The sequence below is a fragment of the Xanthomonas arboricola genome (assembly GCF_002940665.1).
Lineage (GTDB): Bacteria > Pseudomonadota > Gammaproteobacteria > Xanthomonadales > Xanthomonadaceae > Xanthomonas > Xanthomonas arboricola_B.
The window spans coordinates 759,389-771,221 of sequence record NZ_MIGY01000003.1 but is presented as its reverse complement, the minus strand read 5'-3'; the positions used below and the strand labels follow the sequence as shown (position 1 = coordinate 771,221).

The 11,833-nt window shown below is 68.1% G+C and carries 13 protein-coding genes and 1 pseudogene; 5 read left to right on the top strand and 9 right to left on the bottom strand.

Annotated features, from left to right (window positions below; all coding sequences use genetic code 11):
- Positions 1-125: 125 nt before the first annotated feature.
- A pseudogene (locus tag XarjCFBP7645_RS17060) lies at positions 126-671 on the top strand (S8 family serine peptidase); the annotation flags it as partial.
- Positions 672-723: 52 nt separating this feature from the next.
- On the opposite strand, the gene ybaK reads toward XarjCFBP7645_RS17060, so the two are convergent.
- The 4 genes from ybaK to wrbA all read right to left on the bottom strand — a co-directional run bounded on the left by ybaK (position 724) and on the right by wrbA (position 2,710).
- Complete coding sequence (ybaK, locus tag XarjCFBP7645_RS17055; RefSeq protein ID WP_104538431.1) at positions 724-1,197, bottom strand: Cys-tRNA(Pro) deacylase; 474 nt, start codon at positions 1,195-1,197, stop codon at positions 724-726.
- Between the two features lie 4 nt (positions 1,198-1,201).
- Entirely contained in the window at positions 1,202-1,687 is a 486-nt protein-coding gene (locus XarjCFBP7645_RS17050) for an asparaginase domain-containing protein (RefSeq protein WP_104538430.1), read from the bottom strand.
- A gap of 85 nt (positions 1,688-1,772) precedes the next feature.
- Positions 1,773-2,117: a DUF2069 domain-containing protein gene (locus tag XarjCFBP7645_RS17045; protein ID WP_104538429.1), complete on the bottom strand. Its 345-nt coding sequence runs from the start codon at positions 2,115-2,117 to the stop codon at positions 1,773-1,775.
- Positions 2,114-2,710 (bottom strand): NAD(P)H:quinone oxidoreductase, encoded by a 597-nt coding sequence (wrbA, locus tag XarjCFBP7645_RS17040; protein ID WP_016900701.1) that lies wholly within the window; start codon positions 2,708-2,710, stop codon positions 2,114-2,116. Before wrbA ends, XarjCFBP7645_RS17045 begins: the two co-directional genes overlap by 4 nt.
- A gap of 112 nt (positions 2,711-2,822) precedes the next feature.
- Here wrbA and XarjCFBP7645_RS17035 point away from each other — a divergent pair, with 112 nt between their 5' ends.
- From XarjCFBP7645_RS17035 to XarjCFBP7645_RS17020, 4 genes are all read left to right on the top strand, one after another.
- A complete protein-coding gene (locus XarjCFBP7645_RS17035) occupies positions 2,823-4,100 on the top strand; it encodes a YihY family inner membrane protein (RefSeq protein ID WP_104538428.1) in 1,278 nt (425 codons plus the stop codon).
- Positions 4,097-4,705 (top strand): TlpA family protein disulfide reductase, encoded by a 609-nt coding sequence (locus tag XarjCFBP7645_RS17030; protein ID WP_104538427.1) that lies wholly within the window; start codon positions 4,097-4,099, stop codon positions 4,703-4,705. The genes XarjCFBP7645_RS17035 and XarjCFBP7645_RS17030 overlap by 4 nt, the downstream gene beginning before the upstream one ends.
- Positions 4,705-4,971, top strand: a complete 267-nt coding sequence (locus XarjCFBP7645_RS17025; RefSeq protein ID WP_104538426.1) for an acylphosphatase — start codon at positions 4,705-4,707, stop codon at positions 4,969-4,971. Before XarjCFBP7645_RS17030 ends, XarjCFBP7645_RS17025 begins: the two co-directional genes overlap by 1 nt.
- An 84-nt stretch (positions 4,972-5,055) precedes the next feature.
- A complete protein-coding gene (locus XarjCFBP7645_RS17020) occupies positions 5,056-6,282 on the top strand; it encodes a hypothetical protein (RefSeq protein WP_104538425.1) in 1,227 nt (408 codons plus the stop codon).
- On the opposite strand, the gene ppk2 is transcribed toward XarjCFBP7645_RS17020, so the two are convergent.
- The 5 genes from ppk2 to hemA all read right to left on the bottom strand — a co-directional run bounded on the left by ppk2 (position 6,264) and on the right by hemA (position 11,820).
- Positions 6,264-7,046: a polyphosphate kinase 2 gene (gene ppk2, locus XarjCFBP7645_RS17015; protein WP_104538424.1), complete on the bottom strand. Its 783-nt coding sequence runs from the start codon at positions 7,044-7,046 to the stop codon at positions 6,264-6,266. The two genes, XarjCFBP7645_RS17020 and ppk2, sit on opposite strands and share 19 nt — an antisense overlap.
- Before the next feature lie 32 nt (positions 7,047-7,078).
- The gene (moaB, locus tag XarjCFBP7645_RS17010; RefSeq protein ID WP_104538423.1) at positions 7,079-7,597 is read right to left on the bottom strand and encodes a molybdenum cofactor biosynthesis protein B; all 519 of its coding nucleotides are present in this window, start codon (positions 7,595-7,597) and stop codon (positions 7,079-7,081) included.
- A 158-nt stretch (positions 7,598-7,755) separates the two neighbouring features.
- Entirely contained in the window at positions 7,756-9,462 is a 1,707-nt protein-coding gene (locus XarjCFBP7645_RS17005; protein ID WP_104538422.1) for a tetratricopeptide repeat protein, read from the bottom strand.
- The gene (gene prfA / locus XarjCFBP7645_RS17000) at positions 9,459-10,544 is read right to left on the bottom strand and encodes a peptide chain release factor 1 (RefSeq protein WP_104538421.1); all 1,086 of its coding nucleotides are present in this window, start codon (positions 10,542-10,544) and stop codon (positions 9,459-9,461) included. The genes XarjCFBP7645_RS17005 and prfA overlap by 4 nt, the downstream gene beginning before the upstream one ends.
- Entirely contained in the window at positions 10,522-11,820 is a 1,299-nt protein-coding gene (gene hemA, locus XarjCFBP7645_RS16995; RefSeq protein WP_104538420.1) for a glutamyl-tRNA reductase, read from the bottom strand. Before hemA ends, prfA begins: the two co-directional genes overlap by 23 nt.
- Positions 11,821-11,833 lie beyond the last annotated feature (13 nt).

The window sequence follows — 11,833 nt, the reverse complement described above, 5'->3', positions numbered from 1 at the left end:
CGCACGGTGCCAGTGGCCGAGCCGTTGGCACCGCGTCGGCGTGCGTGATGCAGTGCGGCTGCAGCGCACGCTCGACACCCCCGTTGCCCCGCCCACGCGGGGCAACGGCGTTCTGGAGGCAGGGGGCCGCCGGCAACAGTGATGTCGACGTCGCCCAGAGCGTGCCGGCCAATGGCCCGAACGTGATCGCGGTGGCGACCACCTCGGCCGGGGCCAGGGCCGGCTTTTCCAACTTCGGCCCGGGCGTGGATATCGCCGCGCCCGGGCAGGCCATTCTGTCCACGCTCAACAGCGGCAGCACGGCGGCGGGTAGCCCCGGTTACGCGGTCTACAGCGGCACCTCGATGGCGGCACCGCATGTGGCCGGCGTGGTGGCGTTGATGCAGTCGGTGGCGCTCAATCCGCTCAGTGCGGCCAGTGTCGAAGCGATGCTCAAGAGCACTGCGCGTGCATTGCCGGTGGCGTGTCCGCAGGGATGCGGGGCAGGGCTGGTCAACGCCGATGGTGCAGTGGCTGCGGTGACCGCCTCGACCACCCTGACCAGCGATGCGGCGCGCAACGCCCTGGCCGCAGCCACCGGTGGCTCGCTGTATTACCAGGTCACTGTGCCCGCGGGCACGCGCAGCCTGCGGGTGGCGCTGCCGCAAGCACTAGGTACTTTGCGGATTTCCGAGTGCCGGCTGGCGCCAGCGCACACGCACGCGGCGCGATGTACCGCCGCGTCTAGTCGCAGACACCGCAGGGCCGCGCCTGCAATGCGGCAACGATGCCATCGCCCGGCAACTCCAGCAGCAGGCCGCGTTGCCCGGCGTTGATCCACAGCGACGGCGCATCCAGTGCGCTGGCTTCGATCAGGACCGGCGCCTGGCGTTGTTGCCCGAGCGGGCTGATGCCGCCGACCTTGTAGCCGGTGCGGCGCTCGGCATCGGCCACCTCCATCATGCGCGCCGACTTGCCGTTGCAGGCACTGGCCAGCTTCTTCAGCGACACCCGGCGATCGCACGGGATCACCACGCACACCGCCTGGTCGTCGACCCAGGCCATCAGTGTTTTCAGCACCGTGTGCGGCGCCAGTCCCAAGGCATTTGCCGCCTGCACGCCCTTCGCGTCCGCATCGGCCTGGTAAGCGTAGGGGTGCAATACATAGGCCACGCCGGCGGCATCCAATGCCCTGGTTGCGCGGGTGGCCTTGCTCATGGCGTCAGAGCGATTCGAAGCGGTTGGCGGCGACGTTCTTGCGCACCTTGTCCGGATTCCAGATGCGCCCGTTCATGGCGATGTACACGCCGGCCGGCAGCGACTGCACCGCGCCGACCGCGCAGCCGATGTTGAACTCGGCATCGGAGCCGCGAAAGCGCGCCGGATTGAGCGCGCCGGTCATCACGATGGTCTTGTCGGCGATCGACTGCAGCACCTTGCCGGTTTCCACCATCGAGTCGGTGCCGTGGGTGATCAGCACGTGGCGCGTCGGCTGGGCGGCGATGGTGGCGCGCACCAGTTCGCGGTCGGCAGCGGTGATGTGCAGCGAATCCTTGCGGATGATCGGAATCACCGAGAAGCGGAAGGTCACACCCAGCTCCTTGAGGATCTGGCCGATCTGCGGGTCGCCGATCTGGTAGTCCGATTTGTCGTCGAAGTAGATCTTGTCGATCGTGCCACCGGTGGTGACGATCAGGAGGTCTTCCATTGCTGCGGGTCCTTCAAACGGGCGCGGTGCAGGCCGCGCGAGGGCCGTCATGATACGACCCCGGCGCGGGTGCTGCCCAAGCGGGTCAACGTGGAGGGCGCGGGCGGCCCAAGCGTGCCGCCATGCCGGGGCCACCCACCAATGCCACAACCGCAAGCGCCAGCAGTACTTCCAGCCAGGCCAGCCCACGCGCCTGCGGCTGACTCCAGGCGGCCATCACGCCGTGACTGAACCAGCCCAGCGCGAACACGCCGGCCCAGAAACGCGCACGTGCGCTGCGCAACACCAGCGCGGCCATCAGCGCCGGCGGCAGCGCGAACACCAGCAGCGCCGCGGTGCGGTGGCGGTCGTCGTGAAACCAGCTCACGAACAGCACCGTCAGCGCGATCAGCGCGGCAGTCAGCAGCCAATGCGTGGCGCGCAAGCTCATGGGCTGGCCAGGCGCCGGGCGATATCGGCCACCCGGCGGCCCAGCGCACGCGCCAGCAGCGCTTCGTCCTCGCTCGGTTGCGGGTCGCCGCCGGCGCCGGAGACATGGCTGGCGCCGTAGGGCGTGCCGCCGCTGGTGGTATGGCTGAGCGCCGGCTCGGTGAACGGGATGCCGACGATCAGGCAGCCGTGGTGCAGCAGCGGCAGGTGCATCGACAGCAAGGTGGATTCCTGGCCGCCGTGCATCGAGGCGGTGGAAGTGAACACGCCTGCCGGCTTGCCGGCCAGGGTGCCGCTGGCCCACTCGGCGCCCAGGCCGTCGAGGAAATGCTTCATCGGCGCGGCCATGTTGCCGAAGCGGGTCGGGCTGCCCAGCAGCAAACCGCTGCATTCGGCCAGATCGGCCTTGTCCACATACGGCGCGCCCTCGTCAGGTACCGGCGGGGCGCTGGTCTGGGTGACCGCCGCCACCGGCGGTACCGTGCGCAGCCGCGCGCCCATGCCGGGCACTTCGCCGATGCCGCGCGCGATCTGCCGCGCCAGCCGCGCCACCGAACCGCCACGGCTGTAATACAGCACCAGAATCTCCGCCATCGCGCATCCACCGCCTGTGTGAGTTCGACGCAGTATCGGCCAAGCCACCGTCCGCCTGCACGCCGCAGTTGCGGCAAGGCCGCGAAGACGGCGCATCGGGTACCCTTGCGCGATGTCGCGTGTGAACAAAATCCACCAATGGAAAGAACGGCTGCGCGACCGCGCGCGCACGGTCAGCTTCGGGCGCTTCCTGTGGCGCCGCTTTCTCGATGACCGTCTGTTCCAGGCAGCCGCCTCGCTCGCCTACACCACGGTGTTCGCGCTGGTGCCGCTGGCGATCGTGGTGTTCGGGGTGCTGTCGGCATTCCCGGCCTTCAACGAATGGAAGGACGCGCTGACCGACTTCATCTTCAACAACTTCGTGCCCGGCGCGGCGCGCTCGGTGCAGAACTACCTCAATCGTTCGCTGGAGGATCTGGGCAAGTTCACCGTGGCCGGTATGGTCGCGCTGGTGGCCTCGCTGTTGATCACCCTGCACAGCATCGAGCAGACCTTCAACAGCATCTGGCGGGTGGCCGCCGCACGCCCGAAGGTGACGCGCTTTTTGATCTATTGGACGGTGCTCACCCTGGGCACGATGCTGGCCGCTGCCTCGATGGCGATGGCCGCCTACGTGTTCGCGTTGCCGCTGTTCCGCACCACCGAAGGCCAGTGGCTGGCCGAATTCGCCTGGCGGCTGGCGCCGATGGCGGTGGAATTCGTCTGTATCGTGCTGATCTACCGCGTGGTGCCGCAGCATGCGGTGCGCCTGCGGCATGCGCTGCCGGGCGCATTGCTGGCGGTGATCCTGATGGAAATCGTCAAGTGGGGCTTCGGCTTCTACCTGGGCAATTTCCAGACCTATCAGCGCATTTACGGCGCGCTGTCGGCGCTGCCGATCCTGCTGCTGTGGATCTACCTGAGCTGGGTCTCGGTGCTGCTGGGCGCCTCGCTGGCGTCCTCGATGGCGGCATTCCGCTACCAGCCCGAAGCGATGCGGCTGCCGCCAGGCTTTGAGATCTATGGCTTGCTGCGCCTGCTCGGCCGTTTCCGCCAGGCGCGCATCCACGGCAACGGGCTGGACGAAGACCGCATCCTGGCACTGGAGCCGATGCTCACCGACACCTTGATGCAGGAGTTGCTGTGCGAACTCAAGCGCATCCGCCTGCTGCGGCGCGACGAGCGCGGTCAATGGCTGCTGGCACGCGACCTGGATGTGGTGCCGCTGGCCGAACTCTACGAAAGCTGCCAGCTGCGCGTGCCGATCGAAGACCGCCCCCTGCCGTGCCGCGACGATGCCTATGGCCAGGCCGCGTCCGCTGCGCTGGAACAACTGCGCCAACCCTTGCGCAGTGTGCTGGCGCAACCGGTCGGCGACCTCTACACCCACCTTCCCGGAGACCTTCCATGACCGTGCGCCTTGTGCGCGGCGCCTGTGCGCTGCTGTTGCCGCTGGTGTTGCTGACCGCCTGCAAACCCACCGGCGAGGGCACGCCCGCCGCTGGCGGTGCAGCGCCGGCGACCACCGCACAGACACCGCAAACGCCGGCCGCCCCCGCCGACCCGGCCAGCCCAACCGACACCTCGGTGGTGCAGCAGACCGCCGAGATGCCCAAGCTGTCGCTGCCGACCGTGACCGGCGAGGCCTATGACCTGGCCGCGCATCGCGGCAAGTGGGTGGTGGTCAATTTCTGGGCCACATGGTGCGCGCCATGCCTGAAGGAAATGCCCGAGCTGTCGGCGCTGCACACCATGCGCGACACCATCGAAGTGGTGGGCCTGGCCTATGAAGACATCAGCAGCGCCGACATGCAGGCGTTCCTGAAGGACCACCCGGTGTCGTACCCGATCGCGATCCTCGACCCCTACCAGCCGCCGCAGGACTTCGCCACGCCGCGCGGGTTGCCGATGACGTATCTGATCGGGCCGGACGGCAAGCTCGCCAAGCAGTTCCTTGGCCCGGTGACTGCACGCGACATCGAAACGGCGGTGGGCATCACCGGCAAGTCCGGCTGATGCAGGCGGCGCGCTTTATCGTCACCGGCGTGGTGCAGGGCGTGTGGTTCCGCGCCTTCACCCGCGAGCGCGCGGTTGCGCTGGGCCTGCGTGGGCATGCGCGCAACCAGCCCGACGGCAGCGTGGAAGTGGTCGCTGCCGGGCCCGACGCCGCGCTGGGCGCGCTGGAGACCTGGTTATGGCAAGGCCCGCCGGCGGCCAGGGTCGCGGCGGTGACACGCACGCCGTGCGCGCCGCCGCCGACTGAAGAATTTGTAACTGGCTGAGTCGCTGCCACCGGAGCAGGGCAACAGACTTGCGATGCGTCGCCGATAACCTTGTCAGCGCGATCAGGCGTGCAGGGGGAATGTATGGCTGCTCCATCTCAAGATCACACCGACGGGCGCGAACTGCCTGCCCACCGCCGCAACCGTCACCTGGCCCGGCTCGTGCCATGGTTATATCTGGGCATCGTGGCGGGCAGCGGCTGGTTGCTGTTTTTGCAGCCGCAGACCCGTGTGCTGCAGCCTGGACAGGCGGCCACCAGCTGGCTGCTGGCCTGGATTTTCGGCGGCATCGTGATCGGTGCGGTGCTGTGGAGCCTGAAGCTCGCACATCACGGCCTGGGGTCGTCCGCGGCCAGCTATCCGTTGTCGGCGCGTCTGCCCGATTGCTGGGCCGACGCCTACGCTGCGCTGTTGCGTCCGGCCACCGCTGTGCCGCTATCGGCCAGGCCCGATCCTGCCGGCACCCAGCGCGGTGCCGCCTGGCATCGCTTCGGCGGCGGCATGCTCAGCGTGGAGAATTTCGATCCCGACGACGCCACCCGCGCGCCCTGGGATCACCTGGACGCCCAGGCCTGCATCGCGCGCCTGGACGATGTCCGTCCGGCCTGGCAGAACGCCACCGCCAACCGCGCGCTGCAACAGGAGCGTCGCTACTGGCTGGATGTGGTGCTGTCGCTGCTCGACCACGGCGTGATGCGCCCGCTGCAGGACGGCTACCTGCCCGACACCGCCACGCTGCGTACCGAGCGTTTCCTGCTCGGCGCCGATGCCGGCCCGATCGTCCTGGCCGAGGTGCCGGCGCTGTTCGCACGCCGCCTGGCGCTGGCGATCGAGGCCATGCCGGCCCCGCAGCGCGAGGCCGCCGACGTCCAGTGGCGCCTGCTGCAGCAATTGCAGGGCCTGGTGGCCGAAAGCCGCATGCTGGACGAGCGCTCGCAGGTCATCCAGGTGCTGGCGTGGAATCCGGATGTGGACCTGGATCAGGTCGAGGTGGCCTACATCCTGGCCGCCGAGTACCGCCAGGGTCTGCGCGACTGGCTGCGCCGCGCCGCGCTGGTGCATCTGCCCGACAGCACGCTACGCCTGGACGAAGTGCTGCTGTCGTCCTGCAGCCCGCTCGGCCCGCAGGCCGACGATGTGGATTACATCGAAGCGATGCGCCCGCTGCACCGCGGTTTCATCCAGTTGTTCAGTCAGCGCCTGAGTCAGCTGGTGCTGCAGGCCGAGCAGGCCGAGCGTCAGGCCGGCCTGTATCCCTTGCCACGCGCCACCGCCGCCAGCGACGAGATCTCTCAGGACTGGCCGGCGTAACCGTCGATCGGTTCCAGCACGCCATAACGTTCCTTGTGCGGTTTGCCGTGCAACGGCGGCAACTGCAGCGTGTCATCGGGCACCGCGGTGTCGGGGAGCCGATCCAGCAGATTGCGGATCAGGCTCAGTCGGCCGCGCTTCTGGTCGTGGAAATCCACCAGCGTCCATGGCGCGTCCGGGGTATGCGTCACCGCGAGCATGCGCTCGCGCGCGGCGGTGTAGTCCTCGTACTTGCTGCGTGACTGCAGATCCACCGGCGACAGCTTCCAGCCCTTGAGCGGATCTTCCTGGCGTTCGGCAAAGCGCCGTTCCTGCTCGGCCTGATCCACGCACAACCAGTACTTGAACAGCAGGATGCCGTCGTCGACCAGCAGTTGCTCGAAGCGCGGCGCCTGTTCCAGAAACGCGTCGTACTGCGCGTCGGTGCAATAGCCCATCACCCGTTCCACGCCGGCGCGGTTGTACCAGCTGCGATCCATCAGCACCAGCTCGCCGGCCGCCGGCAGGTGCGCCACATAGCGCTGGAAATACCATTGCGTGCTTTCGCGGTCGTTGGGTGTCGGCAACGCCACCACCCGGCACTGGCGCGGGTTGAGATGGCTGGCGATGGCCTGGATCACACCGCCCTTGCCGGCGGTGTCGCGGCCTTCCACCAGCACCAGCGCGCGCTGGTTGGTATGGCGCAGCCAGCGCGCCATGGTGACCAGTTCCAGCTGCAGCGGTGCCAGCAGCTTCTTGTAGGCCTTGCGTTTCAGGTGCGACATGCGCGTTCCGACACGTGTGGAGAGCGCGCAGGCTATTCGCCCAGACGTGGACGCAATGTCGCCAGATTGCACGGTGTGGTACGCGCATCCAGTTGCGCACGCACGATCTTTTCCCAGGCGGTGCGGCAGGCCGAGGTGGAGCCGGGCAGGCAGAACACGAAGCTGTGATTGGCCAGCCCCGCAAATGCGCGCGACTGCAGCGACGAGGTGCCGATTTCGTCGACACTGACCGCGCGGAACAACTCGCCGAAACCGGGCATGGTCTTGTCCAGCAACGGCGTGATCGCCTCCGGCGTGCTGTCACGGCCGGTGAAGCCGGTGCCGCCAGTGATCAGGATGCCGTCGACCTGCGCATCGGCGATCCACGCAGAGACGATCGCGCGCATGCGGTAGCGATCGTCCGGACACAAGGCGCGCTCGTGCAGCACGTGACCGTCGTGGGTGAGGGCATCGGCCAGATAGTCGCCGGAGCGATCGTCGGCCAGTGTGCGGCTGTCGGACACCGTCAGCACGCACAGGTGCAAGGGAATGAAGTCGGGAGTGGAAGGCATGCCCCAAGCCTAGCGAGCCGGGACGACCGGGTACAGCACCACGGCGTGAAGCCGCACAACGGACGAGTCGCTCTCGAGCTCCTCACCCCCCGGGAAAGAGGTTGGGGTGAGGGTACAGCGGAAGACAGCCATTTACCTTGAAAAAGGCAAGCAGCCCGCTAGTTACCTGACCAACCATGTTGGCGCGCGAGTGCGTGCATCAGTTCCGCGAACCCGTCGGCAAACCCATCCATATCGAACACGCCCGACTCGCGCCGACGCTCCGCCACCCGCTCCCGCAGCGCACGCAACACCGCTGGGTCACCCGCCACCGCCACCGCCTTGGCCACGAACGCAGCGTCATCGGTCACATTCATCTCATCCAGCCCCAGATGATGGTTCAGGCTGCCGGCCACGCGCGCGGCAAATGTCTCGCCGGGCGTCGTCAGCACCGGGCAACCCGCCCATAACGCATCCGATGCGGTGGTATGCGCGTTGTACGGATGCGTATCCAGGAACAGGTCCGCATGCCGGTAGTGCGCCAGATACTGCGCGTGCGGCAGCTTCGGCATGAAGACCAGGCGCTGCGCATCCACGCCTTGTGCCTGCGCCACCGCACGCAGGCGCGCGTCGGCCTCGCCCGGCCCGGACAACAGCCACAGCACGCTGCCCGGCGCCGCACGCAACACCGCCAACATGCGCGCCATGCTGCGTGGATTGAGCTTGTAGCTGTTGTTGAAGCAACACAGCACCACGCCATGCTCGGGCAAGCCGCACTGCGTCCGCGACGGCGGTTCGGCGACCACGCGCGAGGTGTCCGACGGCTGAAACGCACCGTTCAAGCGCAGCACGCGCTCGCGGTAGAACGGCTCCAGCGACGGCGGCAGCGCAAACGCATCGCCCAGCACATAGTCCATCCACGGCGCGCCCGACGTTCCCGGATAGGCCAGCCAGTTGAGCTGCAGCGGCGCAGGTCGCAGTGCGAACACTTCCGGGCGCCCGCCGCCGCCCCAGCCGCGCAGGTCGAACAGCAGATCGATGCCCTGGTCGCGGATGTGCTGCGCGCTGGCCAGGTGCCCGAACTCGGTGACATCGTGCAGCGTGGTGGCTTGCGTCAGGCGCGCGCGAATTTCGCTGCGGTCGTCGTGGCTGGTGGCGAACAGATGCAGCTGCAGCGCAGGCTGCCGGCGCTTTAGCGCTTCGAACAACGCGACCGTCAGCACGCCGGTGGGATGCGCACCAAACCCGTTGGAAACGAAGCCGAGCCGTAACGCGCCCTGGCTGCGCACGGCAGTTGGCGGTAGCGGGCGCAACATCGTGGCCACTGCCTGCGCGCGCGTCCGTGCACACGCCAGCTGTTCGGCAGCGCTGGCGTCCTCGCTGAGAAAGGCGAACGGTTCCACCGCAGCAGCGCCTTGCGCCACGGCGCTGCGCACCTGCGCAGCGAGCGCATCCAGCTCGCGCCAATCGCACAGGCGGCGTCGCCAGTTGAGCAGTTGCGCAGTGATGTACGGCTCGTCGGGCAGCAACTGGTGCGCACGCGTATACGCGGCCGCGGCAGCTTCGGCCTGGCCTGCATCTTCCAATGCATGCCCAAGCCACAACGCGATGCCCGGATGCTGCGGCACCAGGTCCGATGCCTGCTGCAACAGCGTTGCCGCGTCGGCATGCCGTTGCTGTGTCCAGCGCACCCGGCCAAGCCGCGCCAGCGCTTCCGGGTGGCCCGGCTGCAGTGCAAGCGCGCGTTGCACCGCGGCCTCGCCGGCAGCGATTGCGCCCATGCCGAGTTCGGCGTCGGCCAGCATCAGCCAGGCGATGAAATCGCCCGGCTGGCGTCGCACCGCCTCGCGCAGCTGCAGCAGCTCGCGCGGGACCTGCGCACTCACGGGCTGTCGCTCAACCGTGCCAGTTCGTCGGCCTGATGTTCGTGCAGCAGTCGTGCGATCAGTGCATCCAGATCGCCTTCGATGATGTTGGGCAGGTCGTACAACGTCAGGCCTTCCACGCGATGATCGGTGATGCGGCCCTGCGGAAAACTATAGGTGCGGATGCGCTGGCTGCGGTCGCCGCTGCCGACCTGCAACTTGCGCGTCTGCGCTTCGGCGGCGGCCGCCTTGCTGCGTTCGGCTTCCACCAATTGCGCCTTCAGCCGCTTCATCGCCTTGTCGCGGTTGGCGTGCTGGCTGCGCTCGGTCTGGCATTCCACCACCACGCCACTGGGCACATGGGTGATGCGGATCGCCGACTCGGTCTTGTTGACGTGCTGGCCGCCGGCACCGGACGAGCGGAACGTGTCCACCTTCAGGTCGGCCGGGTTGATCACGATCTCTTCCACATCGTCGGCTTCGGGAATGATCGCCACCGTCGCCGCCGAGGTGTGGATGCGGCCCTGTGATTCGGTCGCCGGCACGCGCTGTACCCGATGGGTGCCGGATTCGAACTTCAACCGCGAATACGCGCCGCGTCCGACCACCCGTGCCACCACTTCCTTGTAGCCGCCATGCTCGCCGGGGCTGTCGGATTCGATTTCCACCTTCCAGCCCTGGCGCTCGGCATAGCGCGCGTACATGCGGAACAGGTCGCCGGCAAAGATCGCCGCCTCGTCGCCGCCGGTGCCGGCGCGCACCTCCAGGAACAGGTTGCCGTCGTCGCGCGGGTCGCGCGGCACCAGCAGCAAGGCCAGTTGCGCATCCAGTTCTTCCAGGCGCGCCTGTGCGGCGGCAATCTCCTCTTCGGCCAGCTCGCGCATTTCCGGATCGTTGCGCATCGCTTCGGCCGCGCTCAGGTCGGCCTTGGCGCGCGCTTCGTCTTCCAGGGCCACGGCCACCGGCTCCAGCTGCGACAGTTCGCGCGACAGCGTGCGGAACCTGTCGTTGTTGCTGACCACCTCGGGGTCGGAGAGCAGGTGCTGCAGTTCTTCGCGGCGCTCGGCCAGCGCTTCGAGCTTACGGCGCAGGGTCGGCGTCATCGGTCCTCACGATCGGGGTGGCTACAGGGGGATGTTGGTAACCCGGCTTTTCCGGGAACAGCCGGTCGGCCGCGCTGGTCAATTCCAGGTCGTTGTTGAGCGCGGCCTCGCGCAGCGCGGCGGTGGGCGGATGCAGCAGGCGATTGGTCAGCGCGTGCGCCAGCTGTTCCAGCACTTCGTCGGCCGGCCTGCCGTGGTGCAACTGCTGGCGTGCCTTGGCCAGCAGTTCGTCGCGGGTGCTGTCGCCGAACGCGCGCAAGCGCTTGAGCGGCGCCTGGCGCGCATTGGCCTGCAAGGCTTCGACATAGCGTGCCACCTGCAGGTCGATGATGGCTTCGGCCTGGTCGGCAGCTTCACGGCGGCCGCGGCGGTTGTCTTCCACCGCGCGTTCCAGATCGTCCACGGTGTACAGGTAGGCGTCGCCGAGCTCGGCCACCGAGGCTTCGATATCGCGCGGCACCGCCAGGTCGAACAGCAGCATCGGCTTGCGTTTGCGTGCGCGCAGCGCCAGTTCCACCTGCGCGCGCGTCACGATCGGCTCGCGCGCGGCGGTGGCCGAGAACACCACGTCGGCCTCTGCCAGGTGGCGGTCCAGATCGGTCAGCGGCAGGGCGTAACCGCCGTGCTGGCTGGCCAGCGTCTGCGCATGCGCAAGCGTGCGATTGGCGATCAACAAGCGGCGCACGCGGCCTTCGCTCAGGTGCTTGGCGGCCAGCTCGATGGTTTCGCCCGCGCCGATCAGCAGCACGGTGGATTCGTTGAGCCGCGCGAAGGATTCCTGCGCCAGTCGCACCGCGGTGGAGGCCACCGACACCGGATTGGCACCAACGCGGGTATCGGTACGCGCCCGCTTGGCGACCGAAAAGGTCTGCTGGAACAGGCGGTCCAGCCCACTGCCCAGTGCGCCGTGGGCACGCGCCACTGCCCAGGCGTCCTTCACCTGGCCCAGGATCTGCGGCTCGCCCAGCACCATCGAGTCCAGCCCGGTGGCGACGCGGAACAGGTGGCGCACCGCCGCTTCCTCCTGATGCTGGTACAGATAGCCGCTCAAGCCTGGCGCGTGGGTCTCCAGCCAGGTCACCAGGCTGTGCGGGTCGTCGGACATCGCATACAGCTCGGTGCGGTTGCAGGTGGACAGCAGCGCGGCTTCGCGCACCTGCGGCAGCGCGCACAGGGACTCGAGCGCGCGCGGCAGCGCGTCACCTGCGAACGCCGCGCGTTCGCGCAGGTCCACAGGTGCGGTCTGGTGATTCAGTCCGAGCACCCACAACGTCATTGTTCAGTTGCTT

What these genes read in the sequence shown, in the direction of transcription:
- ybaK (WP_104538431.1), bottom strand. Translation starts at nt 1,197, where the DNA reads ATGAGCAAGGCCACCCGCGCAACCAGGGCATTGGATGCCGCCGGCGTG.
- XarjCFBP7645_RS17050 (WP_104538430.1), bottom strand. Translation starts at nt 1,687, where the DNA reads ATGGAAGACCTCCTGATCGTCACCACCGGTGGCACGATCGACAAGATC.
- XarjCFBP7645_RS17045 (WP_104538429.1), bottom strand. Translation starts at nt 2,117, where the DNA reads ATGAGCTTGCGCGCCACGCATTGGCTGCTGACTGCCGCGCTGATCGCG.
- wrbA (WP_016900701.1), bottom strand. Translation starts at nt 2,710, where the DNA reads ATGGCGGAGATTCTGGTGCTGTATTACAGCCGTGGCGGTTCGGTGGCG.
- XarjCFBP7645_RS17035 (WP_104538428.1), top strand. Translation starts at nt 2,823, where the DNA reads ATGTCGCGTGTGAACAAAATCCACCAATGGAAAGAACGGCTGCGCGAC.
- XarjCFBP7645_RS17030 (WP_104538427.1), top strand. Translation starts at nt 4,097, where the DNA reads ATGACCGTGCGCCTTGTGCGCGGCGCCTGTGCGCTGCTGTTGCCGCTG.
- XarjCFBP7645_RS17025 (WP_104538426.1), top strand. Translation starts at nt 4,705, where the DNA reads ATGCAGGCGGCGCGCTTTATCGTCACCGGCGTGGTGCAGGGCGTGTGG.
- XarjCFBP7645_RS17020 (WP_104538425.1), top strand. Translation starts at nt 5,056, where the DNA reads ATGGCTGCTCCATCTCAAGATCACACCGACGGGCGCGAACTGCCTGCC.
- ppk2 (WP_104538424.1), bottom strand. Translation starts at nt 7,046, where the DNA reads ATGTCGCACCTGAAACGCAAGGCCTACAAGAAGCTGCTGGCACCGCTG.
- moaB (WP_104538423.1), bottom strand. Translation starts at nt 7,597, where the DNA reads ATGCCTTCCACTCCCGACTTCATTCCCTTGCACCTGTGCGTGCTGACG.
- prfA (WP_104538421.1), bottom strand. Translation starts at nt 10,544, where the DNA reads ATGACGCCGACCCTGCGCCGTAAGCTCGAAGCGCTGGCCGAGCGCCGC.
- hemA (WP_104538420.1), bottom strand. Translation starts at nt 11,820, where the DNA reads ATGACGTTGTGGGTGCTCGGACTGAATCACCAGACCGCACCTGTGGAC.